The following is a 24,118-nucleotide window of genomic DNA, read 5'->3' on the forward strand; positions in this document are numbered from 1 at the left end:
CTTACTGACTCCTCTTTATTTTAATAATTTTAAGAAGCTTTCGCCATTTTCAGTGGCAGGCACTTCAAAGTTTTCAGCAATTGTTGCAGCAATATCTGAATAATAGCCTTGCGGTAGCTTGCCTTTTTCTTGTAATTGCTTGCTATAAACTAATAATGGAACATATTCTCTTGTGTGGTCAGTTCCAGAATAAGTCGGATCGTTCCCGTGGTCAGCGGTAATCATTAATAGATCGTCCTCTTCCATAGCATCCAAAATTTCAGGAATCCGTAAATCGAAATCTTCAATCGCATGCGCGTAGCCCACAACATCACGACGATGACCGTACAAAGCATCAAAATCAACTAAGTTGGTAAAGCTTAAACCAGTAAAATCTTTTTTCATTACATTTAGTAATTGATCCACACCGTCCATGTTGCTCTTCGTACGAACAGAATCGGTAATGCCTTGTCCATTGAAGATATCGTTGATCTTACCTACTGCAATGACATCTTTACCGTTTTCCTTTAATGAATCCAAGACCGTTTTGCCAAATGGATCTAAGGCATAATCGTGACGATTGCTGGTACGAGTGAAGTTGCCTGGTTCGCCTAAATAAGGGCGGGCAATAATTCGACCAATCATGTAAGGATCATCTTTAGTAATTTCCCGGGTATATTCGCAAATCCGATACAATTCTTCTAACGGAATAATTTCTTCATGAGCAGCGATTTGCAGCACTGGATCAGCAGATGTATAAATGATTAAATCGCCCGTCTTCATTTGCTCTTCCCCAAAGTCAGCAATTACTTCGGTCCCGCTATATGGTTTATTTGCCCCCATAATAATTCCTCGACCAGAAAACTCAGAAATTTTGTCTAGTAATTCTTGTGGGAAGCCTTCTGGAAATACCCGGAATGGGGTTTGAATATTTAAGCCAGCAATTTCCCAGTGCCCTGTCATCGTATCCTTGCCCACTGAAATTTCTTCCAGTTTAGTTGCATAGCCATCATGATCTTCTACATTCTTTACGCCTTTTAACGGCCGGATGCTTCCAAGACCCAGCTGTTCCAAATGGGGAATTGTTAACCCTGCTTCCTCGGCGATATGTCCCAATGTATCTGAACCAAGATCATTAAATTTATCTGCATCTGGTGCTTCACCAATCCCGACTGAATCCATTACAACTAAATGTATGCGTTTAAACATTTTCCAATTCCTTCTTTCTGATTAATTTGTTTCAAGGATAAAAAATTTGTAATTCGTATAAAACTGTTTTAGCTAAATAAACTGCGAAAAGTTGGACTGAGAACTAACTCACTAGTATTGTCTCATCTTCATACGTATACTATTCCACTAAGATATTTTCTCTTTATGTGGTTGGTAATTCATATAAAACTATTTTAGCTAAATAAACTGCAAAAAGTGGAACTAGCTCTAGCTCATGAGTAAAGTGGTAATTTTTCTGAGGAAAAATTACTATTATCTTCGTACGTATACTATTCCACTAAGATATTTTCACTTTATATAGTTGGTGATTCATGTAAAACTATTTAACTAAATAAACTGCAAAAAGTGGAACTAGCAAAGGGCGCGACTAAGAAACGTGTCCCATAGTCCCACCCTTTGATACAAAAAGTTTTTATTTTGATTTGATGTAGTTGACACCGTCGGCTTTTGGCGCAGCGGCTTTTCCTAAGAATAGGACTAGAACTACAATCGTTAATACATATGGTGCTGCTTGTAGATAAACATCTGGAATTTCAGAGATCAACGGCAGGTTGGCTCCAGCGATACTTAGGTTTTGGGCAAATCCGAAGAAGATTGCCGCTCCCATTGCACCTAACGGATTCCATTTACCAAAGATCATCGCTGCCATTGAGATAAAGCCTTGTCCGGCAATAGTAGTTGAAGCGAATCGTCCAGCGATTGACTGAGCGAAAATCGCACCACCCATGCCGCCAAGGAAGCCTGAAATTAGAACGCCTGAGTAACGTAAGGCATACACATTAATCCCTAACGTATCTGCTGCTAACGGATTTTCACCCACTGAACGCAGACGCAAGCCAAATTTGGTTTTGAAAATAATAAACCAGGAGATGACTGCTACTAAAATAGCAAAGTAAGCTGGTAAACTAGTATTGTTAAAGAATAAGTCACCAATAACTGGAATTTTGCTTAGACCAGGAAAGCTGAAGTAACCAAATTGCTGTTGAATCGTATCCGTTTGTCCTTTTCCGTAAATAACCTTGATCAAAAAGATCGTTAAAGGCGGTGCCAGCAAATTCATTACCGTCCCGCTGATGATATGATCGGCTCGGAAATGAACAGTCGCTACAGCATGCAGCAGGGCAAAGATTACACCAGCTGCTCCACCTGCCAGTACCCCAAACCAAGGAGTCATGGCACCAAGCTGATCCGCAAAACTTAAGTTAAAGACGACAGAAGTGAAGGCACCCATTACCATGATTCCTTCCAAACCAACGTTTACAATCCCACTTCGTTCCGAAAACACACCGCCAAGAGCAGTTAAGATCAGAGGCGCTGAATACACTAACGTCTGGGTAATTAATGAACTTAGTAGCTGCATATTCATTACAACTCGCCCCCTTCTTGATTTTCCTCATTCGGCTTACTTTTTTCCTCAACAACCTCTACTTGCTTTTTGCTGCCGGAAACTTTTGCTAAACCTAAACGTACCACATAGTTGATTGCAACAAAGAAGATAATTAATGGAATGACACTATTGGCTAATTCACTTGGAATTCCCGCAAACTGCATTCCTTGTCCACCAAGTTTTAGAACACTGAATAGTAAGGCCGACAATAGGATTCCGATGGAGCTGCCATTTCCTAACAAGGAGACGGCCATTCCGTCAAACCCAATACTGATAGATGCTCCCTGTACAAAGTAATTGTTGAAGGTACCAATTCCTTGAACAACACCACCAAGACCTGCCAAAAGTCCTGAGATAATCATAGAGACAATAATCGTACGTTTGCTGCTCATCCCTGCATATTCAGAGGCAAATGGATTCAAACCAACGGAACGAATTTCAAAACCTAATGTTGTTTTCTTCATTAAGAACCAAACAACTACTAAAAAGATCAATGCCAAAAAGATACCCAAATTGATTCGGGAGCCGCCAAAAATTTGTGTTAGCCATGGCGCCCGGAGTGTTCCATTCATGCCGACGATTTTAGTTACTCCTTTATTGGAGATAATATCTTCAGACATGACATTATTTACAATATGATTCGCTACATAGAGTAATACATAGTTCATCATAATCGTTACGATAACTTCACTTGTTCCAAAGAATGCCCGTAAAACACCTGGTATTGCAGCAGCTGCCGCCCCAGCTAAAGCACCTACAATAATTGCTAATGTCACAACTACGATTTTCGGAGAATCTGGCATGCTTAAAGCAACCCAAACACTGGCAACCCAGCCGCACAATGCTTGTCCAGAAAGCCCGATATTGAAGAAACCAGCTGAATTGGCTACCGAGAATCCCAATGCAGTGAAAATCAAAGGAGCTGCACCAACCAGGATTTCTCCGACTGACATCGTACTTTGGAAGGCTGCACTAAACATCGCATTGTAGCCAACAATTGGATTATAACCAGTTACTAGCATCAGCAAGGCACCTAAAACGAAACCTAAAATAACTGAAATAATCGGTACTAATATATTTCTCATTCTTTCTGCGCGATCATTCACTTGCCTCACCTGCCTTCTGTAATTCTGCTCTTGCTTCTTCTAAGCTGTAACCAGCCATTAACAGACCTAATTCATTTTCAGAAGTTTCTTTTGGATCTACAATCCCGGTGATTTCTCCTGCGTGGATTACGGCAATGCGATCCGACACATTTAAAATTTCATCTAATTCAAAGCTTACTAACAGAACACCTTTGTTTTTATCTCGTTGTTCAACTAAGCGTTTATGAATATATTCGATCGCTCCAACGTCCAAGCCACGAGTTGGCTGAGAGACAATTAATAAATCTGGATCACGATCTACTTCACGAGCAATGATCGCTTTTTGCTGATTACCACCAGATAGAGAACCAGCCGGCGCCTTTTCACTGGTTGTACGAACATCATACTCTTCAATTAAACGTGTGGCATATTTGTCCATTTCACTGTAGTTTAAGACGCCTGACTTGCTTAGGGGTGCCCGATAATAAGTTTGTAACGCGATATTTTCTGATAAGGATAATTGCAAAATCAATCCGTACTTGTGACGGTCCTCAGGTACGTGTCCAACACCAGATTCAGTAATCTGACGTGGTCTCTTACCGGTAATATTGGCACCATTTAGTGTTACAGAGCCGCTTTCTACCTTACGCAAACCAGTTAGTGCTTGAATCAATTCCGATTGTCCATTCCCGTCAATCCCGGCAATACCTAGTACTTCGCCACGATGAACATCCAAGCTTAACTTCTTCACTGCTTCCAGACCACGGCTTTCTTTAACAACTAAATCCTTAATTGCTAAAACGACCTCACCTGGTGTTGCTGGTTTTTTGTCTGTTTTAAAGGATACAGAGCGGCCAACCATCATATCCGCTAATTGTTGTGAGCTGACATCGGCTACATCTACCGTTCCGATATACTGTCCACGACGGATAACCGAACAACGATCGGCAACCTTTTTAATTTCATCCAGTTTGTGAGTAATCAAAATAATTGATTTGCCTTCTTTAACTAGACCATCCATGATTTCAATTAATTCATCAATTTCCTGCGGTGTTAATACAGCGGTCGGTTCATCAAAGATCAGTACGTTTGCGCCACGGTACAAGGTTTTTAAAATCTCAACCCGCTGCTGCATCCCAACTGAAATATCCCGAACATACGCATCCGGATCTACCTGCAATCCATACTCCTGTGACAACCGTTTGATTTCTTCAGCAGCCTTCTTCTTATCCAAGGTAATTCCGCTAGTAGGCTCACTACCTAAAATAATGTTCTCAGTAACGGTAAACGCATCGACTAACATGAAATGCTGATGGACCATCCCAATCCCTAATTGGTTCGCTCTCGTAGGACTGGAGATATCAACCTTTTGACCATCCATTAAAATCTCACCAGAAGTGGGCTGCAACAACCCTGACAACACATTCATCAGTGTCGATTTCCCGGCACCGTTTTCCCCTAAAAGCGCATGAATCTCGCCTTTGCGGATCTGCAGATTGATATTGTCATTGGCTTTAAAGGTGCCAAATTGTTTGGTGATGTTGCGCATTTCAATGACATATTGTTCTTCTGCCACTCTTTTTTCACATCCTATCACTTTTTAAGACCTAGACATCCATTAACTATCAAAGGGTTTCTTCCCTTAATTAAACCGCGCATTCTGTGCAGCTTAATTAAACAAAGAAGGATACCATAACCTCTAAAAAGAGGTTATGGTAAAATTATTCACTTATGGTTTTTCTGGAACCTTTACATCGCCATTGCTGACTTTGTCTTTTGCTTCGTTGACTGCAGTTTTTGCTTCATCAGATAAGAAACCATCTGTTAATGAAACGCCGCCGTCTTTCAAACCAAATACTAAGTGTTCGCCACCAGGGAATTCATCATTCAAGGCACGAGTAGAAATATCTTGCACCGCTGCACCTACACCTTTAAGTGTTGAAGTTAAACAGAAGTTGCTTTCGTTGCCATCTTTGTCAGTGTATTTACCTTCATTTTGTTGGTCGCTATCTACACCGATAACCCAAACTTTGTCATCTGCTGCAACTTTTTCGTTACGAGCTTTTGCTTCTGAGAATACACCGTTACCAGTACCGCCTGAAGCATGGTAAATTACGTCAATATCATTATCAAACATGTTTGCTGCCAAAGCTTTACCTTTTGCCGGGTCACCAAATGATGCTGCGTATTGAACATCTACAGGAATTTCTTTGCCCATTTCTTTAGCAGTGTCTTCTACACCTTTAACGAAACCAGCTTCGAAACGGTCAATAACGACGCCTTCTTCTCCACCGATGAAACCAACTTTGTCAGTCTTAGTTGTATGAGCTGCTGCTACACCTGCAAGGTAAGCTGCTTCATTATCTTTAAAGGTTGCTGAAACAACGTTCTTTTTGTCTTCAATGACTGAGTCAATAATTACGAAGTTTGTATCTGGGTTTGTGTCTGCTGCTGCTGAAATTGGATCTGCTAACAAGTAACCTACACCAAAGATTGTGTGGAATCCATTTGAAACAGCTGAATCAATGTTGGTAGTGTACTGAGACGCATTGTCAGATTGGATATAATCATATCCGCCTGTACCGCGTTCAATTTTGTGTTCTTTACCCCAAGCTTGTAAACCTTCCCAAGCTGATTGGTTAAATGAACGGTCATCTACCCCACCAATATCAGTTACGATTGCAACACTGTGATCTGCGTCGCCGCCAGAAGCTGAACCGCCGCCTGATGAGTCAGTTGTGCCGCCGCCACCGCCGCCGCATGCACCTAGTAATAGCACTGAAGCCAACGCCACCGCGCCTAGACCAAATAATTTTGCTTTTTTCATTTCTGTAAAGCCCCCTAAGTATGGTATTTTTTTCAACAGTCAGATGACTGAATGAACAAGTTTATAAATCTTTGTCGGTAAACATATATGGCAGTAATCCTTCAACGGTCATTTCTTTTTGAACACCGTTGTCACCGACTAAGGTTACTGGCATGCTTGGTTCACAAAATTCTGCCATGACTTGACGACAAGCACCGCAGGGAGAAATCGGCTGTGGGGTATGTCCCGCAATGACCAAATGACTAAATTCCTTTTCCCCTTCTGATACTGCCTTGAAAAATGCGGTTCTTTCTGCGCAATTACTTAAGCCGTAAGAAGCATTTTCAATATTCAAGCCTTGATAAATCTTGCCATCTTTAGTAACGAGGCAAGCCCCTACTGGAAAATGCGAGTAAGGTACATACGCCTTGTCTAAAGCATCGATTGCAACATCGATCCATTCTTTTTTTGCTGTCATGTTGTCTCCTAGTCGTTGAATTAGTAGCCGGTTCCAGATAACCCGTTCATGATGGCTACGCCTGAGCTGGCACCTAAACGAGTAGCACCGGCTTCGATCATTGCCATTGCTTCTTTGGCATTATGAATGCCGCCAGAAGCCTTCACGCCCATTTCTGGTCCGACGGTTTCTCTCATCAGCTTCACATCGTCAATTGTTGCTCCGCCAGTTGAAAAGCCGGTTGATGTTTTAACAAAATCTGCACCAGCAGCCTTCGCCAATTCACACGCTTTGATTTTTTCTTCCCGTTCTAATAAAGAAGTTTCGATAATTACTTTTACTAGGGCTTGATCCTTCGCTGCAGCAACCACTGCCTCAATATCTTTTTGCACCTTATCGTAATTACCATCCTTTAATTCGCCGATGTTGATCACCATGTCGACTTCATCTGCGCCGTTTTCAATCGCATTTTTTGCTTCAAAGGCCTTCACTTCAGAAGTATTAGCCCCTAATGGGAATCCGATAACGGTACAGACAGCTACAGGTTCGCCCTGCAATTCCTTGGCCGCCATGCTCACCCAAGTAGGATTAATGCAGACTGAGTAAAAATGATATTTTTTCGCTTCTTCGATAATTTTCATCACATCATCCTTCGTCGCATCAGCCTTCAAAATTGTGTGATCAATCATTCGATTTAATTCCATGTGTTCCATCCTCTCATTCGGTAACAATACCGTGTATTAATGTCGGTTCGACCGCTTGATCCCCGATTTCAATATTTTCGTAAAGCAGTTTTTCTACCTCCTGAATTTCTTCAGTGTTGGCATAAATAGTTAACAACGATTCGCCGGCTTCAACCTTTTCACCGACCTTTTTGTGAAGCTTAATCCCGACAGCATGATCGATGGCATCTTCCTTCGTCTTACGTCCGGCACCAAGCAGCATCGCCGCAATACCAATTTCATTGGCTACAAGTTTGGTTACATAGCCTGAAGTTTTAGCTGGCAGCTCACTTTCATAGCGAGCTGTTAACAGTTTTTCAGGATGGTCGACTACTGAGCTGTCGCCGCCTTGATCTTCAATCATTTCACGGAATTTTTCCAGTGCTTTGCCAGAATCCAATGCTTCCTTCAACAATTGACGAGCGTCATCCAAGGTTTCCGCTTTGCCTGCTAATACCACCATTTGACTGCCCAAAACATAGCACATTTCCGTTAAATCCTCTGGGCCTTCGCCTTTAAGTGTATCAATTGCTTCAACAATTTCCAAACTATTCCCGATCGCCTCACCTAGCGGCTCTGACATATCAGAAATAACGGCCATTGTTTGCCGACCAGCCAATTTGCCAATGCGTACCATTGTTTGCGCCAAGCGTTTTGCATCCTCTAGGTTCTTCATAAATGCGCCTTCGCCAGTTGTCACATCTAACACAATTGCATCTGCACCCGCTGCGATTTTCTTGCTCATGATTGAGCTGGCAATCAACGGAATCGAGTCGACCGTGCCTGTTACATCCCGCAAAGCATACAACAGCTTATCTGCCGGTGCTAAGTTTCCTGACTGACCGATTACCGCAACCTTACTCTTGTTAACAATGTCGATGAACTCTTGATCAGACAGTTCAATTCGAAAGCCGGGAATTGATTCAAATTTGTCCAGTGTCCCACCGGTAAAGCCCAGGCCACGCCCAGACATTTTGGCAACAGGGACACCAACACTAGCTACTAAAGGTGCTAACACTAACGTAGTTGTATCCCCAACACCGCCGGTCGAATGCTTATCCACCTTAACCCCTTCGATGGAAGAAAGATCAATAATTTCTCCAGAATTTGCCATCGCTAAGGTTAGGTTAGAAATTTCTTCATCCGTCATGTCCTGATAAAAAATCGCCATCAGCAAGGCACTCATTTGATAATCAGGGATTTCTTTGGCCGTGTAGCCGTTAATAATAAAGTCAATTTCGTCTTTCGTTAAGGTTTTTCCGTCACGTTTCTTTTCGATCAAGTCCACCATTCTCATAGTATTGCCTCCAAACTTCAAACTAATTATACATTAAAAAACCAAAAGGTAAACCACTTTAGTAAAACAGTTTACTCAACAAGGAAACGCTTTTAGGAAACGCTACCATCGTTACTATAACGAGAAGAAGCTAAATTGTCAAGCCTCAACCTTTTTTTTCACACTCTCACGAATAATTAATTTAGTTTGAAAGATTTTATTCGGAATTCTCTGAGAAGGAAAATTGATGGCATCCACTAGAAATTTAGCCGCTGAAAAACCGATCTCGAAGCTCGGCTGGAACACTGTTGTCAATGGCGGTACCATATACTGGCTGACCTCTAACCCGTCAAATCCCACAACCGAAATATCATCCGGAATTTTACGTCCGCTTTCATAGATTGCCTGGTAACAGCCAATCGCCATTTCGTCATTCCCACAAAAAACAGCAGTAATTTGTTCATTTTTCAATAATTCCTTCGCTGCTTTGTATCCGCCAGCAATCGTTAAATCACCCGTACTAATGTAACTCTCATTAAAAGGCAGCTGATATTCAAAGACAACTTGACGATACGCATTCACCCGTTCAGATAATTGGTAATAGCCTTCGTTTTCCTTCAGCATGCCAATATGACGATGCCCGTTATTCACCAGCATACGAACAACTTCCTGCGCTCCAGCATACTCCTCGACTAACAGCTGTCCCCAGTCACGCTCATTCAATCCGCGGTCAATCAGTACAATCGGACGATCCCGATAAAAATCACTTTCCAGTGATTGCTCCGGCGATAACTGATTGGGAGTTGCCAGCAAGATACCATCTACCGAACGATGAGACAATTCATTCAAGTAACGAATTTCTTGTTCTTTATCATGCCTTGAGTTGCATAAAATGATCATGTAGCCCAATGGATTGAGGTAGCTTTCTACCCCTTCGATAATCTTGGAAAAGAAAAAATCTGTTACATCGGGAACAATCATGCCGATCGTTTTAGAATGCCGATTAATCAAATTGGCCGCAAAGAAGTCAGGCTTGTAATGATATTCCTCGACAATCGACAAGACCTTTTTTCGTGTCTGTTCACTGAAGCGACTGCCTTTATTATTCAAAATTTGCGATACTGTCGTTACTGAAACACCAGCCAGCTCTGCAATCTCTTTTATTGTGATTTTCATCGAAGCATTTCCTTTCACTTGTTTTCCCTCAGTTTAGCAAAGAGATATTTAGAAAGAAAGTATTTTTCAAAAAATCAGCAATTTGTGCTAATTTCCTGATGCAGCTTTTTAGAAAAACAAGCACCGTTTCCATTTCAATTTTTGCTTTTTTAAAATCAGGCAACTATTTCTTTTCTTACTGTTGCTTGGTTCAATCGCTTGGCCGCACAATTTTTTATCCTTTGTTTAGCACATTTAAGGAACATTTCATCAAGCATGTTCTCATAGTCTAGTGCAAGTCCCCAGTCGCTTCTAATACAAAAAAACGGCTGCACACTTCGCATAGCCGTTCGAATCTATTGCACTTGATAAAGGACCGATTACTCTACAGTCGAGCGATTACGCAAGACTTCCCTATCAAGCATGTAGCCCAGACCCTATTCCATTCGTTTCTTCGCTACTTCGATATAGCCTGGTGCATCCTCAGTTACTTCGCCTGTTTTGAAAAAATATTGTCAATGAGCCAGGAAACGATGCTCTTGTTCTTCAGACTAAAAAAGCAGAGGAATAGTGAAGTTTGCCGGTTCTTTGCCTAATAAACACGAGAGGGCTTAGCACTACACCCTCTCCAGTGCTTTTCCTTCGGCAAATCTACCCGGAAAAACTTGCACTAATAATGATTAAGATCAGTCAGCTTTGTTCTCATTCAACTCGTTGATCTGTTCAATACTCAGCCCGGTTCCTTCCGCCACCTGTTCTGGTGTCATACCCATTTTTAAGAAATTTGCTGCAACTTCTAGCTTTCCTTCTAGCTTTCCCTCCAACTTTCCCTCTAGCTTTCCTTCTAGCTTTCCTTCTAGCTTCCCTTCCAACTTTCCTTCCTTACGTGCATAATCTATTTCAGCTTTCTTTATTGCTTTGGCTTTATCAATTCTCATAATCATCTTTTTCTCCTCCTCATCGAGTTGATAAAAATCTATTCGTTTCTTTGCTGCTTTGATATATTTTGGTGCTTTTTCGGTTACTTCGCCTGTCTTGAAAAAATACTGCCAATGAGATAGGAGACGATGTTCTTGTTCATCAGACTTGGAAATAGAGGATTAGTGAAGTATGCTGGTTCCTTGCCATATAAATACGAGAGGGCTTAGCACCGATCCCTCTCCACTGCTTTTCCTTCGGCAAATCTACCCGGAAAAACTTGCACTAACAATGATTAAAATCAGTCAGTTTTGTTCTCCTTCAACTCGTTAATACGTTCAATGCTCAATTCGGTTAATTCCGCAACTTCTTCTGGCGTCATGCCCTTTTTTAAGAGGTTTGCTGCAACTTCCAACTTTCCTTCCTTACGTGCATAATCTATTTCGGCTTTCTTTATTGCTTTGGCCTTATCAATTCGCATAATCATTTTCTTTTCCTCCTCATCGAGTTGATAAAAAAAATTCATTTCTTTGCTGCTTTGATATACTCTGGTGCATTCTCGGCCACTTCGCCTGTCTTGAAAAAATATTGCCAATGCGCTAGGGGACGATGTTCTTGTTCATCAGACTTAAAAATAGAGGAATGACGATTAAGATCAGTCAGCTTTGTTCTCCTTCAACTCGTTGATCTGTTCAATACTCAGTCCGGTTCCTTCCGCCACCTGTTCTGGTGTCATACCCATTTTTAAGAAGTTTGCTGCATCTTCCAGCTTCCCTTCCAACTTTCCCTCTAACTTTCCTTCTAGCTTTCCTTCTAGCTTCCCTTCCAACTTTCCTTCCTTACGTGCATAATCTATTTCAGCTTTCTTTATTGCTTTGGCTTTATCAATTCTCATAATCATCTTTTTCTCCTCCTCATCGAGTTGATAAAAATCTATTCGTTTCTTTGCTGCTTTGATATAATCTGGTGCGTTTTCGGTTACTTCGCCTGTTTTGAAAAAATATTGCCAATGAGCCAAGGGACTGTTCGGTTCAACATTTTTGTTCTTTAGACTAAAAAAGCAGAGTGACAGTAGGGGTTGCTGTTTCCTTCCTAAATAGAGACGAGCGTTCTTGTCATTGCGAAGACTGAAGCTTTGAAGCGCTTCTTCATCTGGATCAAATAAGTGAAAATCTACAATATTAATGCCATAGGTGGGACATAAGCCAGAAAAGTTGTTGTTCTCAATATAATCTTTCGCCGCTTCATCGCCATAGGGTGACATATAGGCTTTTGCTAAATAGAATAAGGCACGTTCTTCAAAAAAATCGTGGGGCTGTACCTGCATTTCAATAGTTACCTGACTGCCGTCTTCAGCCACCGCCAATACATCCACTTCGGTTCGCATAATTTTCATCGTGTCATGGGTCTTCTTGTAACTGTCAATGTGGTAAGTTTCTCGGGGTGTCAGTGTTTTGAATTCCTTGCCCAGCATATCCTTGACGAAAGCTTTTAAGATAGTGCCAGAATCCTTTGATGTCAGCATTTTTCGGAAAAGTAGATCGTTCGTAGGTGTATATTTTTGCATGTGTTCCTTCCTTTCGCTGATCGCGAAAGAGTCACCTTAAGTATAGCATGGTGAGTTTTTGCGATCAAAATCATTAGATTTTTTTGAACGGTTCTTAGCGAACTGCTCATGAAAAGATACGCAAAAGAAAGGGGATTTTTTTATGTAAATAAATTTTTTTGCCCCTAGAAAAAAAGAACGACCCTCCGAAGAAAAGTCATTCTATCATTTCCTGAGCATAATACTGCAAAAGCTTAGGCGACAGCTTATAGCCATAACCCTAAACGGTTTCAATTAGTTCTTCATGGAAACCCGCCTGATACAGCTTTCCCTTCAAGCGTTTCATTAACACAGACAGCTGGGACATCCGTGAATTATTCGGTGAATTCCTCCATAGATGGTGACACATCTCTTCACGAGAAATCGTACCGCCCTCACTGGCCAACAAACATTCAAAGACCTTGCATTCGTTCTTGGATAAACCAGCTTTGAATTCATTGAGGGATTGAGAAGACCCCTCCTTCTGATAAAGAAAGACCACATTCGGGTTTTCTTTTTTAGGATTTCCCTTCAAATTCTCCGCCAGATGCTCCCGCAAAAAGTCAGCCGTTTGATCGGCATAAATCCAGGTGTTCATGCCTAATTTCGCTAGGGACTCCTTCTCTTCAGCAGCAGGCAAGTGCCCAAATTTACGAATTAAGACGGTATCCTCAATGCCACCGATTTGGGTTAGCAGCTGACGAATCTCCTCGTCCGATAAGGTCTCGCTAAAAATAATCGCCTGATAGCTTTGAATCAGCTGTAGCGGATTCAGGCTGGCTTTTAATTGCTTCATTAGCCGCACCGAGCAGAAAACCTCATAGTTCAAGTATTGCAGCTGCTCCTGCATGGGTTGTTCAATCAATAAGTTCTTGGTTAAAATTAAGAGTGGTCGCATGGACTCACTTCCTTTCATGCTTCATCTGAAAACAAAAGGGAGGAAAAGTCCTCCCTTCCTATGCTTAAGATAAAAAGTAATTCAGTTGTGCCTGCCAATCAAGATACAAGAAGATCGCCGCACCAACTGCCAGCAGCATCACAAACAACAAGCCGCAATCCACCAGCAATACAGTCGATTTCTTCTCATACTCCATCCGCAGCCGACTGTCCTTGATAAAGAAAATCAAAAAGCTCACCAGCCCGGCAATCGCTAGAAAGCCAAAAATTCCCAACCACATTGGAATGGTCATGTACATTCTCCTTCCACTAAGGTGTATCATCCAACGACCAAGTTAGCTTCGCCGTGTAATCCGTATTACTCTTCCCAGCTCCAGCCGGCAAGGTTAACGAAATATCATCAAACGGCATCCGCAGCTGCCAGGTTCCTTGACCTTCGCCAACCTGTGCCGAAACCAAAGTCTTCGCCGTTTGACCAGTCATCAAAGTCTCATTGGCTTGTACAGTCGTTGGTGTTCCAGCAGGCGACGGATCAATCGCTTCCTGCGGTGTATCCCGATCAGTGACATTTTGAATGAACATATTCTCCAGCTTCAAAGACGCTCCCGTTCCATTTGGCATGGCACGACCACCTGAATCTTTAAATTCCGAAAGACTTGCAGTTAACTTCCAGCCAGTCGAAACGGCTTGTTCATCCTTGATTCGCGTGTAAAAACCATCCGTAACAACATTGGTGTTGGTTTGATAATTCTGCGCAGCTAAGTTGTAGGTTTCGATACTAGAAGAAAGTTGCTGCCTGCCAAAATAGAAACGTACTGGTGCAGACAAAATGCCCATATCAGCTGAATCCTTGGGCAAATCCTGTTGTTCCTCATCGAGAATTTTATAACTTTGTCTGGATTCATTAAAATGCGGACTAGACGGTGTCGTATCTGACCAATCCAATCGACCAATCGCTTCCAGCCACTCATCAGGATCACCTCTCACAGTAGACTTAAAGGTAATCACTATCGACTCACCTTGTTCCAAATCGCCTAGACTAGTTGTACCATTCAGATGATTCATGTCTCCAGAAACACTACTTGCTCCTTTAGTGATCACAATGTCTGATATGTCTCCAGTTAAATAATTAGGCAAGGTAAAGGTTGCTTTGATATCTTCTGCCTTTTTCTGAGTCAAACTTGTCATCGTCCAAGTCCACGTCAACTCTTCGCCGCTTTTTGTCTTGTTTGAGCTAACTTGTAACTCATTTTTCAACTCACTGACAACAGCGAAGGTAATTGTTCCTGAAAAAAGCTTTGTCGTGTACGTACTTGCACCTTCTTGCAATGCAGAGCTAGCATATTCAAAACTAATTGACTTATCGCTTAATGAATCTCTGGTCACTCCCTTTAGGTCAATATGATCTCCATTACTGGCATTAGGGAGAATGCTCGATGGAGATGGATTAATATCCACGTTGGTAGCAGTTAGTCCTGTTTGAGCAGTTGTTTTTAAAACATCGACTGTCGCTTCATCAGTCAATGATACTGGAGGAACAGGAATAGTAATTTGTTGGTTGGATGCATCAAAGTTAGTTAATGCCGTTAAACCATTGGCAGAGCTGATGTCGCTAATACGGTTGTTAGAACAATTTAAAGTCGCCAAGGCTGGATTGCCACTTACATCCAATTCCCTAAGTTGATTTCTGAAACACTGTAAATCCACTAATGCTGTATTACTACTCACATCTAATTCACTCAGCTGATTGCCAATGCATTGTAACTCCTTTAAGGCTGTATTACTACTCACATCCAACTCACTTAGCGGAGTACTATTGCAAATTAACCTCGTTAGGGCTGTATTTCTACTTACATCCAATTTACTTAGCTGATTACCAGTACAATTTAAAACCTTTAATGCTGTATTGCTGCTTACATCTAATTCATTTATCCCAATATTCAAACTAACATCTAAAGTCTCTAATGCTGTATTGTTGCTCACATCTATTTCACTTAGCTGATTGCTCATACAATTGAGGAATTCCAAATTTGTCGCGTACTCAATCCCTTTAAGACTTGTAAGATTTTTACCAATTAACATCAAACTAGTCAAACTCTCCATAAAATCATCCGTCATAGGATTGGGTGCAGTTCCTGGATATCGACTCCGGATAGCATCCGCAAAATTCTTATCAATATCATAAGTAGACGGGTCATCACCAAGATTACCCTCTCTCAGAATAGTCCCAGCCAGCGGCATAATACCGCCACCTCTAGGTTCAATCCGCTGATTGCTCATTTCCGGTTGTTCTTCGCTTGATTCACTTGTAGGTGTTGGGGAGTCACCTGTTGTTTGTTCTAATTCCTTTGGGGAAGTTTCTATCTCGCTTGTCTTTCCTGGCACATCCTGTGACTCCACACTCTCCACCATGGGGACTTGGTTTTGAGCTCTTTCTTTGTATTCCTTCAAGGGATCTTCGGCCTTTGAAGAAATGGTGGTTTCACCGACTGGTACATCCTGAACTGTTTCGGCAAACGCCGGGGAAGTGGGAAACAGTAGGCTTGCGACCAGCATGGTGCTGAAAAACAAGCGTAGCTTTTGTTTCTGTTTAGTCATTCTCTTGCTCCTCCTCTCTCAGACGAGTAAAGAGAAATAGCCAAAAACAACTGGCAATACAGGCCAGTCCAATCGTTCGAAGGAATACGGTTTGCCGTTGTTCTCCCGTTTTCGGCAAGGTTCCTTGGCTGGTTGCTGGTAGTTGTTTGGCTTGGGTTTGATACCTAGTTTGCCCCAAGGGTACCGGCACCACATTATCAATTGGTGCTGGATCATAGGGAATTGGATCAACGGGTGTTGGTGTCGGATTGGGTGTTGGTGTTGGTTGTTCGTCACGAAAGCCGATTCCGACACTTGTTTCTTTCGTTTGTATCTCTTCTCCAAATACTGAGGTGGGGAAAAACACACAGGAAATGGTTACCAGTAAGAGTAATTTTTTCCTTCTCACATTCCTCACTTTCTCCCTTCAAGCCATTGGTGTTGACGACGTACGAGGTAAGCAACGAGACCAATCAAAGCTGCTAGTAAGCCTGCGGCAGTCCATGGTACCCAAGCAGGTACAACCACTTTGAAGACTGTTTCTTCATTGACCTTATCTGCCTGTTTTTGACCAACCGTGAACTCTTCGTCCCACTTCCAGGTTCGACCATCGCCGGTGGCTTCACCAGTAAAGACATAGGTTCCTGGTGTAAAGCGCTCAATGCCTAAAGGCAACTGAAAGTCGAAATTGGAATTAGGTGCCACGGCAAAGTTGCTTTGTTCCTGTTCTGCCAAGACTTCCTTTTCACCTTTGCGAGTGACTTTGCCTGTGATGGTCATTTCCTGCAAGACCTTTGGCTGATCATTTTGGATGTTGGCAGCGATAATCTTTCGCCCATTAAATAGCGTTAAACCGACATTCTTTAAATGCAACTCGGCACCATGGTCAAAAGCTTCTTCGTCCTCGGTTAACATCACCGCAATCACGCGAGCAAACTCTGGTACCAAGCCGGTTTGATCCGATTCACTTTCTTCTGCTTCTCGCAGGAAACGGATCGAGCCTAATTTCACTCCTGGATAAGTATCCTTTGGCGGGGTGATTTCAAAGGCCACGATCTTTTCTTCAAAGTTCTCGACCGTAACTTCTTTCACATCATCCTTAACCTTCACAAAGCTGGTGATGGGATTGGTCAAGCTTTTATCCAGCTTAGGTTTTGGTTGTGCATAGTCAATCTCACCGATAGAACTGCTTACTGCATCGTGAACGGCTACTTTGACTGTAACCGGATCTTTTTGCGTGCTTTTCACTTTGACCTCGATGGTTTGCGGTTGTTCCGGTGTGGTTTTTAAATAGAAAAAAGTATATTTTTTGTCAACCTGATTCTCCGGAATAATACTTTCAACGGTATATCCTGCGCCACCTTGAGGTTCCTTTTCGGCATAGCTACTCGTTGCCGCAAACAAGCAGCTGCCAATGAGTAAAATACAGCCTAGTACTAGTGTTTTGATGGTCTTCATGTGCCTCATGCCGCGTCCTCCTCCAATAAAAAAGGGGAGAGGAGACGCCCTCCTGCTCCTCTTTCTGCTTTCATTTAAATCGCGTTTGTTAACGTCCAAGTCATTTTGCCTTTGTACTGATGACCTTTTTGGGCAACATTGGCTGGGACACTTAATTTGATGTTTTTCATTTCCATTGCGGTATTTCCTTCGAAGGAAGTCACACTGCTGGCAATGTTCCCATCTTCCATAACTTTAGTCGCTGTTGCTGATGTATCGGCATTGATCGTATAGTTGCCTGCAATCGTTGCAGTATGGGCTGGGGTTGCTGCTGCGATTCCTCCTGAAGCTAGACCAGGATCAAGTGTACCACTGTAATCGTGTTTGTCCGTATCGAATTTCAATACTGCACCCGTTAGTTTTGTTGTTGCAGAAGTTGTACTAACCAAATCAGACACCGCAGCTGTTAATTTCCACTCTACATCTGGGTCACCAACATCATGTGGGCGGCTGTCTTCAACTACCGCATATTTCTTTGCGCCTGCTGCTTCATCTTGTTCTACAAATTCAACGTTACTGGTTTTGTTTACCGTATTGCTTGTTCCAAAATCCAACTCAGTGGGTACCCAACGAAGCTTTAAATCGCCAGTATCGCCTGGATCTGTATGGGTACTAAACCCAATTCCAACTTCGGTATCTGCTGCATAAGAGCTCACGCCGCCTAATACACAAACACCCAATACACTTAAACTTACTGCCAAACCTGTGACTACTTTCTTTTTCATTACTACTTCCCCCTTGTGATTATTATAAAAATATTTATATCTTATGGTTTAAAACCATCGATAACTGAGTAAAATAAATAGAAAATGCTATAATAGTTAATGGTGCGAGCAAAGTCCTGTTTGAGTCAAAAACACGAATGGTATTGAAAATACTGCCCCGACAACGAGAATTTTCACTGACTATTTTTGCTGACGGCGAAAAAATTTGAAATTTCTTTTTAAATAACATCGATATACAAGTGAAAACGGCCGCTCGGGAATAAAACAGAGGAAATAAGGATAAAAAAGGAGTGAAACAGAGGTGAATGAGGAGATCATTTTAGGTAAGCGCTTACTTTCAAAAAAGTAAAAAAAGGGAGGGTAAGGAGCGAAATGGGCTTTTTTTGAAAAGGCTTTCTTAGCCTACTAGCTGATCCATCGCTTGAATGACTCCGATACGTTCCTTTAATTGGGCATCATAGTACGTGTCGCTGGTTATCTTTTGTGAGGAATGACCCAACATTCGGCTAACGACCATGAGTTTTTCTTCCGCCTCCAAGCAACGTGTCGCAAACGTATGGCGCAGCTGGTGGAAATGAATCCCTGACAGCTTGGCTTTTTTGAGGATGCGATGGAAATGTTTAGTCAATAGGCGCGGCTCACAGGGTTTGCCTTTCGTTGTAAAAACAAAGTCGGACTCAGCAGTTTTTTTTAATTTTTTTAGCAAAGTATAGGCTTTATCCGACAGTGGGATTACCCGTTTAGAGCTTTTACTCTTAGGAGGACCCAGTTGTAAGATAGACTTCTTCCCCTTGCCATAGCACAAACGTTGATACGTAGAATTGACATAAATCAATTTGGCTTCCAAATCAACCGCGTCCCACTTCAAAGCGGCAATTTCACCAATCCGCATACCGGTTCGTAATGCCAGATTAATAGTCTTTGCTCGCGGATCACGATCTTCTTCCACCACCTTTTCTAGTTTTTTTTGTTCCCGTAAAGACAGCGCACGAACTCTTTTTTTGTCGACTTTTGGCAACTTCACTGATTCACAGGGATTCGTTTCAATCAAGCCTTGCTTCAAGGCATACGCCATTGCCTGATTCAGCAAACGGAAAAAGACCTTGATACTGCTGCACGCCAGCCCCTGCGATTTCCAAGAATCCACGGCTGCACGAATCGCTTGGGCATCCATTTGATACATCGGCACTTCTCCTAATGACTTCCATAAATACTTCTTTAGCTTGTGCTGGTAACTAGCATACGTAGCTGGCTTCACAGTCGTTTGCAGTTCGTTCAGCCATTGTAGGCTCCATTCATTGAAGGTAACAACACTTTTTCCATGAAGCTTTAAGGTAATTTCGGCACTCTTTTTCAGCGGGCGCAATTTTTCTTGGACTTCTTCGTACGATTTTCCGTAGACATAGCCATACAAAATTCGACCATTCGCCTTGCGGGATTTGTGATACCTCCCTTCCCAGCGTTCATCCTTTCGATGATAAATATTTTCGCCTCTTCTACACATAAAATAACCTCCTGAAATTAATGGTTGACGATTTAAACCGACGGCGCAAGAAAACAAATTTCCTGCTGGCAACAACACTTTTTTGGTGCATTCACTTTCAATTAAGTTTTATCACAAAAAAATTCAACTTTTTTGTAACCTAGTATTGCTTTTCTAATCATAATATTTTATAATTTTAATGAAATATGAACTTTTAGAGCGGATTATGAGCATAAACCTAATCTTATAATCATTATAAGACATGTTTTTGACTCAAACAGGAACTTTTAGATTAATTCAAAATAATCGATTAATTAGTTATTATCAAGCGGATAATCAAATTTAATTTTTCTATTTCCCATAAATCCTAGCCTCGCTAACTTTCATTTTCCGTCTTCTCTTCGACCAAACGTTACCCTTCTTTTCATCAAAATAGCGTAGCTATTCTAGAGCTTTCTTCTCCTTTTAATAACATTAGTTATACTTCTGATCTTTCTAATGAAAACTCGCCTGAAAGAAACCCGTTTTTCAAACTTTACTTTCAGAAATTTTCAGATTTGGTTAAAATAAATCATTTATTCATCGTGCTTTAATAAAACCATCGATTTACTCTCTAATCCATTTTTTCCCTTCGGCTTATAAATGCTTTATTGACAAGCTTTATATCTTCTCTATTGATTCTTTTCAGTTACGAAACCGTTTTTTTTATCAATACTCGACATAACATATGATAATCCGCTCACCTCTTCCTCTTTTCTACGTTTCCCTATACGCAAAAAGTCGCGATTTTGTCGTGAGATTTGCAAAATTTTCTGCTGTTATTCAACTTTTTAGCTCTATACAAGGCTTTTTCAGTAGTCTATAATCGGTGTCAACAAAAGGAATTGGAGGGATTTCATGAATACAGAGCTCATATACCAAGCAGTTGAACAACGATTACTAAGGGAGGCACATCTATATGAAGCTTGGCAGAACTTCTTAGGACAAAAACAAAATGGTCGCACCTATGACTTGGATGAAACGATTGCGTTAACGAAACAATCGTGCGATCTACATCGGTTAGTACTCCTTGATACACCATCTGAGAGAACTTTGCCAGAAGCTTGGTTGTTGGGATACAATGCCTTAAACCGTTTCTTAGTTTGTCCCAAAGCATTAGATACGTATTGTTCACACCTGACTTTTATGCCAAACAAGTTTGTGCCGCCCTCCCCCTGTGTAAAAACAGCTTAGGTATTGAATTAGAGAACTACATACTGGTTGATGGGAGTGATTGTCATGCGTAAGAAGCGGATATTTGAGGGAAAAGTGTTAAGTGAAGAGTTGTCAGCAGATTGGGACTATTTTTTTGAAACAGCTGCCGTGTTCAATTATTTGAACATGGAAGAAATTACTTTAGTGTGCCCTGTTCCAGGTAAGAAAGACACTCTTGTTTTACAAGACAGACAAGCTTATATTGCCAATGAGGGGCCGTTGGAAATGATTGAGAAATTCTTTTCCACCCACCGGTTAATGGATTATCGGTTAATGCGGCGAACCTGCCAATCGTTAAAGGGCTTGCCTTCGCAAAAGGTCCCGATTGTGAACGCCCATTTTGTGTTGTTTCCGATTACTAAACCCGAGGAATCGATTTGGCTGAATCCATTAGCTGTTTTTCAACTATCGGAAAACAACGGGCTGTGTTCGGTTCAACTAACCAATGGCTTAACGCTGGAAATTCCCATGATCAAACAATCCTTTATCAGCTTAGCCTGTAAAGCGGTGTATTCATTGGCTACTTATCGCCAGGATTATTCGTTGCGGTTATTGACGAACGGTCAGCCGCTAAACTATGTATCTCTTCCAGCCACTCCCTTTGGTCAGACATTAAGTAGACAAGGTATGTTGCAGCAGTGGTTCCTAACCCCTGGAGAATTTGCCAATCGATACAAGCAAGAGGAGCATTTGCACTGGTATCGGGAACTGGAAGACTGCTCCGCATTAATTGTTTAGCTAAATCTATTGAAGCTTTCCTGCGATTTTCGACAGCGCAGGAAAGCTTTTTTTATCTTTCTACATAGAAGAAGTTAATTGATGTGCTCTTTCTAATCTATTAGTAGCTGTTATTTATTTTGAGGGAATCACCTTCAACTGAAGGACTGTTTTCTGATTAATCCTTGATAGATAGGGCTTTACAGGACATTTCCAGCTAAAAACGCAATGTTCAATGGACCCCCTAGAATATTCAATAAGGTAAATTTCACTATGCGATTAAATCAAGGTTTTTCTGAAAACACCATTGAACATTGTGGGGGGGTCATTGAAGATTGGCATTTTGTTCTTTAATTTCTTTGGTTTATTGTTTAGTCACCGGCCGGAACAAAAAATTATTCCACAGGAGGAACTATCAATGATCCAACAACTAGGCACAAAATTACAAGTACAAATCGAACAAGAAGGCAAAGACAAACAAAAGAAAGTGAACTTTAGCAACATCGTCACTAACCCAGCAGAAGCCGACATTACTAAATTAGGTGAAGTCATGGCTGAATTAGCTGGAGATGGCAGCAGCTTAGACAGCGTGATCGTCACTAATCAAACTCGTGTTACTAAATACTAATCAAGGAGGAACCTATGCCAGAAACAAAATTACTCGTCCGCTTCAAAACTGAAGCCGATAAAATCCAGACCTGGAGGTATAACGAACCAGATACGACCAAGACTCCAGCACAAATCAAAGCAAATTTAGAAGAACTAACCACTCTGAACCTATTCAAGAAAGACGGCATCCGCCAGTTTTTCTCAGTTGAAAGCGCAGAATTTGTCACTACTCTAGAAACACCAATCTTTTAATTACTAAATTGCCCCGCGGCTAAAAAGTCGCGGGAGCTAAAGGAGGAAAACACCAATGACTGAACAGCCTTTCACTCAATACCAGCTGTTTCATTTAAAACGTAATAAACTCGAAGAAAAAATCACTCATTACTACCAGGAAACCCGTGATAGCTCTGTAACGATCCAACTATTGTTAGCCATGAAAGTTCGCCATATGTTAGGCGAGTCTGATTTTGAATTGTTCCTGCAGGACTTGGTAAAGCATCTATTCGCCAATAACAAAATCACTCGTGCATTGCGCCGTTACTTCTATTTCTTTAGAGAATATTTTAATGACAGAGAGTGGGAGATCCTGTCAGCTCGGTGTTTTCCACCTGAACATGTCATTACTGATTTGATGTCCGTCACTCCGTCAACTGTTGTCGCACCTGAATTTACTACACTAGAAAGTTCCTGAGAGAACAAATAAAGGAGAGAAAAAAACATGTTAAAATTAGCAGCCGTATTTGAAAATGCCGCAGGAAAGAACCACAGCTGGAGCTTTAATGATCCAGATCCAAACAAAAGCCCAGAGGCAATTAAAGAAGCCTTAGAAGCCATGACCACGATACACTTATTTGAAAAAGATGGTATCCGTCAATTTTGTAAAGTTGTTTCAGCGAAGTTTGTAGAAACCATTGAAACACCGCTTTTTGATTTATCGAAGCCAACACCAGAAGCTTATGTCGCTGATCCCAACAATATCTTTGCGGCACATATTATTTCTGAAGAAGAAGCACCTCAAGTCTCTGAAATGCCGGAAACACCAGTAGTAGAAGTATCAAAACAGGAGGAAGTTGTAACAGAAGAAGTTGCAGTTAAGAAAGAAGAAATTGTACCAACAACAGTTAAAGCAGCTGTTCCAGCAACAGAAACAATGAACTCTATCGAAAAGAAACCGACGGTAGCCTCATCTTCTTTGAAAGCTCCTCTAGCAAATTCTGAATCGTTAGCAGCTGTTGTTGAGCAAGCCAAGAATAGTTCTGTTGTTCCAAGCTTAGCATCCCAGCAGTTAGAAGCTTTAACCGCTGATTCTGAGTCGTCGAAATCGGATAGCCTCGCGGTCAAAAAGCCTGTGAATTCGCGAAAAGCTCAAGTAGATCGAATTCGAGCCTATCACGAAGCCAACAAGAAGAAGAAAAAAAGCAAAAAGAAAAAACGCTAGCTTGATTTCCCACCCTGTCCTTGTGGTACGTAAAGGGGGTGATGCCTGGTGCGAGACGTTCTAGTCAAAAGATAGCCTAATAAGTTATCAGGGAGACTAGCAGTTCACTCGTTGGCTTTGCCAAATCAAGAACTGAACTTTATTGATAAGATACTGGAATGATGGAGTAACGCCCTGAAACGTATCCTCTAATATGCCCTAACCTTTTATCGTAACGTATACGGTAAAGGCAACCATAGCTGGGTAACATATGCATGAAAGTAAACCGAAACAATTTAGCTGTCGAAAGCCAAAAGAATTAATAAATCTAATGGAACTGGA

The 24,118-nt window shown here is 41.6% G+C and carries 25 protein-coding genes; 6 read left to right on the forward strand and 19 right to left on the reverse strand.

What is annotated here, in order from left to right; genetic code table 11:
• Positions 1–15: 15 nt before the first annotated feature.
• The 19 genes from deoB to I588_RS18170 all read right to left on the reverse strand — a co-directional run bounded on the left by deoB (position 16) and on the right by I588_RS18170 (position 19,800).
• Positions 16–1,188 (reverse strand): phosphopentomutase, encoded by a 1,173-nt coding sequence (deoB, locus tag I588_RS18080; RefSeq protein WP_010758296.1) that lies wholly within the window; start codon positions 1,186–1,188, stop codon positions 16–18.
• Between the two features lie 433 nt (positions 1,189–1,621).
• Complete coding sequence (locus I588_RS18085) at positions 1,622–2,575, reverse strand: ABC transporter permease (protein WP_010758297.1); 954 nt, start codon at positions 2,573–2,575, stop codon at positions 1,622–1,624.
• Positions 2,575–3,702: an ABC transporter permease gene (locus I588_RS18090; protein WP_010758298.1), complete on the reverse strand. Its 1,128-nt coding sequence runs from the start codon at positions 3,700–3,702 to the stop codon at positions 2,575–2,577. Before I588_RS18090 ends, I588_RS18085 begins: the two co-directional genes overlap by 1 nt.
• Positions 3,695–5,230, reverse strand: a complete 1,536-nt coding sequence (locus I588_RS18095; RefSeq protein ID WP_425387125.1) for an ABC transporter ATP-binding protein — start codon at positions 5,228–5,230, stop codon at positions 3,695–3,697. Before I588_RS18095 ends, I588_RS18090 begins: the two co-directional genes overlap by 8 nt.
• Before the next feature lie 180 nt (positions 5,231–5,410).
• Positions 5,411–6,508, reverse strand: coding sequence for a BMP family lipoprotein (locus I588_RS18100; protein ID WP_010758300.1), 1,098 nt, complete (start codon positions 6,506–6,508; stop codon positions 5,411–5,413).
• 61 nt (positions 6,509–6,569) lie between these two features.
• Complete coding sequence (locus tag I588_RS18105) at positions 6,570–6,965, reverse strand: cytidine deaminase (RefSeq protein ID WP_010758301.1); 396 nt, start codon at positions 6,963–6,965, stop codon at positions 6,570–6,572.
• Positions 6,966–6,985: 20 nt separating this feature from the next.
• Positions 6,986–7,648, reverse strand: a complete 663-nt coding sequence (deoC, locus tag I588_RS18110; protein WP_010758302.1) for a deoxyribose-phosphate aldolase — start codon at positions 7,646–7,648, stop codon at positions 6,986–6,988.
• Positions 7,649–7,661: 13 nt separating this feature from the next.
• Positions 7,662–8,963, reverse strand: a complete 1,302-nt coding sequence (locus I588_RS18115) for a pyrimidine-nucleoside phosphorylase (protein WP_010758303.1) — start codon at positions 8,961–8,963, stop codon at positions 7,662–7,664.
• A gap of 138 nt (positions 8,964–9,101) precedes the next feature.
• Positions 9,102–10,118, reverse strand: coding sequence for a LacI family DNA-binding transcriptional regulator (locus tag I588_RS18120; RefSeq protein ID WP_034693976.1), 1,017 nt, complete (start codon positions 10,116–10,118; stop codon positions 9,102–9,104).
• A gap of 665 nt (positions 10,119–10,783) precedes the next feature.
• The gene (locus tag I588_RS26960; RefSeq protein ID WP_016250081.1) at positions 10,784–11,041 is read right to left on the reverse strand and encodes a hypothetical protein; all 258 of its coding nucleotides are present in this window, start codon (positions 11,039–11,041) and stop codon (positions 10,784–10,786) included.
• A gap of 275 nt (positions 11,042–11,316) precedes the next feature.
• A complete protein-coding gene (locus I588_RS18130) occupies positions 11,317–11,502 on the reverse strand; it encodes a hypothetical protein (protein WP_010758306.1) in 186 nt (61 codons plus the stop codon).
• Positions 11,503–11,670: 168 nt separating this feature from the next.
• Positions 11,671–12,582 (reverse strand): Rpn family recombination-promoting nuclease/putative transposase, encoded by a 912-nt coding sequence (locus I588_RS18135; RefSeq protein WP_010758308.1) that lies wholly within the window; start codon positions 12,580–12,582, stop codon positions 11,671–11,673.
• A 259-nt stretch (positions 12,583–12,841) separates the two neighbouring features.
• The gene (locus tag I588_RS18140) at positions 12,842–13,498 is read right to left on the reverse strand and encodes a helix-turn-helix domain-containing protein (protein WP_010758309.1); all 657 of its coding nucleotides are present in this window, start codon (positions 13,496–13,498) and stop codon (positions 12,842–12,844) included.
• A gap of 64 nt (positions 13,499–13,562) precedes the next feature.
• The gene (locus I588_RS18145) at positions 13,563–13,790 is read right to left on the reverse strand and encodes a hypothetical protein (RefSeq protein ID WP_010758310.1); all 228 of its coding nucleotides are present in this window, start codon (positions 13,788–13,790) and stop codon (positions 13,563–13,565) included.
• 16 nt (positions 13,791–13,806) lie between these two features.
• Positions 13,807–16,095, reverse strand: coding sequence for a WxL domain-containing protein (locus I588_RS18150; protein WP_010758311.1), 2,289 nt, complete (start codon positions 16,093–16,095; stop codon positions 13,807–13,809).
• A complete protein-coding gene (locus I588_RS18155; protein WP_010758312.1) occupies positions 16,088–16,483 on the reverse strand; it encodes an LPXTG cell wall anchor domain-containing protein in 396 nt (131 codons plus the stop codon). The genes I588_RS18150 and I588_RS18155 overlap by 8 nt, the downstream gene beginning before the upstream one ends.
• Positions 16,484–16,488: 5 nt before the next feature.
• Positions 16,489–17,541 carry a WxLIP family cell surface protein gene (locus I588_RS18160; RefSeq protein WP_010758313.1) on the reverse strand — a complete coding sequence of 351 codons (1,053 nt, stop codon included), beginning with the start codon at positions 17,539–17,541 and terminating at the stop codon, positions 16,489–16,491.
• Positions 17,542–17,606: 65 nt separating this feature from the next.
• A complete protein-coding gene (locus tag I588_RS18165; RefSeq protein WP_010758314.1) occupies positions 17,607–18,296 on the reverse strand; it encodes a WxL domain-containing protein in 690 nt (229 codons plus the stop codon).
• Between the two features lie 397 nt (positions 18,297–18,693).
• On the reverse strand, positions 18,694–19,800 hold the full coding sequence (locus I588_RS18170) for a tyrosine-type recombinase/integrase (RefSeq protein WP_010758315.1): 1,107 nt from the start codon (positions 19,798–19,800) through the stop codon (positions 18,694–18,696).
• 876 nt (positions 19,801–20,676) lie between these two features.
• On the opposite strand from I588_RS18170, the gene I588_RS18175 reads away from it, so the two are divergent.
• The 6 genes from I588_RS18175 (at position 20,677) to I588_RS26965 (ending at position 23,797) form a co-directional block, all read left to right on the forward strand.
• On the forward strand, positions 20,677–21,012 hold the full coding sequence (locus I588_RS18175; protein ID WP_010758316.1) for a hypothetical protein: 336 nt from the start codon (positions 20,677–20,679) through the stop codon (positions 21,010–21,012).
• 45 nt (positions 21,013–21,057) lie between these two features.
• Entirely contained in the window at positions 21,058–21,771 is a 714-nt protein-coding gene (locus I588_RS18180) for a hypothetical protein (protein ID WP_010758317.1), read from the forward strand.
• 397 nt (positions 21,772–22,168) lie between these two features.
• A complete protein-coding gene (locus I588_RS18185; protein ID WP_010758318.1) occupies positions 22,169–22,378 on the forward strand; it encodes a DUF1659 domain-containing protein in 210 nt (69 codons plus the stop codon).
• Positions 22,379–22,392: 14 nt separating this feature from the next.
• A complete protein-coding gene (locus I588_RS18190; protein ID WP_010758319.1) occupies positions 22,393–22,611 on the forward strand; it encodes a DUF2922 family protein in 219 nt (72 codons plus the stop codon).
• A 55-nt stretch (positions 22,612–22,666) separates the two neighbouring features.
• Positions 22,667–23,050, forward strand: a complete 384-nt coding sequence (locus tag I588_RS18195; protein WP_010758320.1) for a hypothetical protein — start codon at positions 22,667–22,669, stop codon at positions 23,048–23,050.
• A 27-nt stretch (positions 23,051–23,077) separates the two neighbouring features.
• Entirely contained in the window at positions 23,078–23,797 is a 720-nt protein-coding gene (locus I588_RS26965; protein WP_010758321.1) for a DUF2922 domain-containing protein, read from the forward strand.
• The last annotated feature ends 321 nt before the right edge of the window (positions 23,798–24,118 follow it).

It is taken from the genome of Enterococcus pallens ATCC BAA-351 (assembly GCF_000407485.1).
Taxonomy (GTDB): Bacteria; Bacillota; Bacilli; order Lactobacillales; family Enterococcaceae; genus Enterococcus_A; species Enterococcus_A pallens.

Bases quoted from the DNA above. Each gene is read 5' to 3' on its own strand.
- deoB (WP_010758296.1), bottom strand. From the start codon at position 1,188: ATGTTTAAACGCATACATTTAGTTGTAATGGATTCAGTCGGGATTGGT.
- I588_RS18085 (WP_010758297.1), bottom strand. From the start codon at position 2,575: ATGAATATGCAGCTACTAAGTTCATTAATTACCCAGACGTTAGTGTAT.
- I588_RS18095 (WP_425387125.1), bottom strand. From the start codon at position 5,230: ATGCGCAACATCACCAAACAATTTGGCACCTTTAAAGCCAATGACAAT.
- I588_RS18100 (WP_010758300.1), bottom strand. From the start codon at position 6,508: ATGAAAAAAGCAAAATTATTTGGTCTAGGCGCGGTGGCGTTGGCTTCA.
- I588_RS18105 (WP_010758301.1), bottom strand. From the start codon at position 6,965: ATGACAGCAAAAAAAGAATGGATCGATGTTGCAATCGATGCTTTAGAC.
- deoC (WP_010758302.1), bottom strand. From the start codon at position 7,648: ATGGAATTAAATCGAATGATTGATCACACAATTTTGAAGGCTGATGCG.
- I588_RS18115 (WP_010758303.1), bottom strand. From the start codon at position 8,963: ATGAGAATGGTGGACTTGATCGAAAAGAAACGTGACGGAAAAACCTTA.
- I588_RS18120 (WP_034693976.1), bottom strand. From the start codon at position 10,118: ATGAAAATCACAATAAAAGAGATTGCAGAGCTGGCTGGTGTTTCAGTA.
- I588_RS26960 (WP_016250081.1), bottom strand. From the start codon at position 11,041: ATGATTATGAGAATTGATAAAGCCAAAGCAATAAAGAAAGCTGAAATA.
- I588_RS18130 (WP_010758306.1), bottom strand. From the start codon at position 11,502: ATGATTATGCGAATTGATAAGGCCAAAGCAATAAAGAAAGCCGAAATA.
- I588_RS18135 (WP_010758308.1), bottom strand. From the start codon at position 12,582: ATGCAAAAATATACACCTACGAACGATCTACTTTTCCGAAAAATGCTG.
- I588_RS18140 (WP_010758309.1), bottom strand. From the start codon at position 13,498: ATGCGACCACTCTTAATTTTAACCAAGAACTTATTGATTGAACAACCC.
- I588_RS18145 (WP_010758310.1), bottom strand. From the start codon at position 13,790: ATGACCATTCCAATGTGGTTGGGAATTTTTGGCTTTCTAGCGATTGCC.
- I588_RS18150 (WP_010758311.1), bottom strand. From the start codon at position 16,095: ATGACTAAACAGAAACAAAAGCTACGCTTGTTTTTCAGCACCATGCTG.
- I588_RS18160 (WP_010758313.1), bottom strand. From the start codon at position 17,541: ATGAGGCACATGAAGACCATCAAAACACTAGTACTAGGCTGTATTTTA.
- I588_RS18165 (WP_010758314.1), bottom strand. From the start codon at position 18,296: ATGAAAAAGAAAGTAGTCACAGGTTTGGCAGTAAGTTTAAGTGTATTG.
- I588_RS18170 (WP_010758315.1), bottom strand. From the start codon at position 19,800: ATGTGTAGAAGAGGCGAAAATATTTATCATCGAAAGGATGAACGCTGG.
- I588_RS18175 (WP_010758316.1), top strand. From the start codon at position 20,677: ATGAATACAGAGCTCATATACCAAGCAGTTGAACAACGATTACTAAGG.
- I588_RS18180 (WP_010758317.1), top strand. From the start codon at position 21,058: ATGCGTAAGAAGCGGATATTTGAGGGAAAAGTGTTAAGTGAAGAGTTG.
- I588_RS18185 (WP_010758318.1), top strand. From the start codon at position 22,169: ATGATCCAACAACTAGGCACAAAATTACAAGTACAAATCGAACAAGAA.
- I588_RS18190 (WP_010758319.1), top strand. From the start codon at position 22,393: ATGCCAGAAACAAAATTACTCGTCCGCTTCAAAACTGAAGCCGATAAA.
- I588_RS18195 (WP_010758320.1), top strand. From the start codon at position 22,667: ATGACTGAACAGCCTTTCACTCAATACCAGCTGTTTCATTTAAAACGT.
- I588_RS26965 (WP_010758321.1), top strand. From the start codon at position 23,078: ATGTTAAAATTAGCAGCCGTATTTGAAAATGCCGCAGGAAAGAACCAC.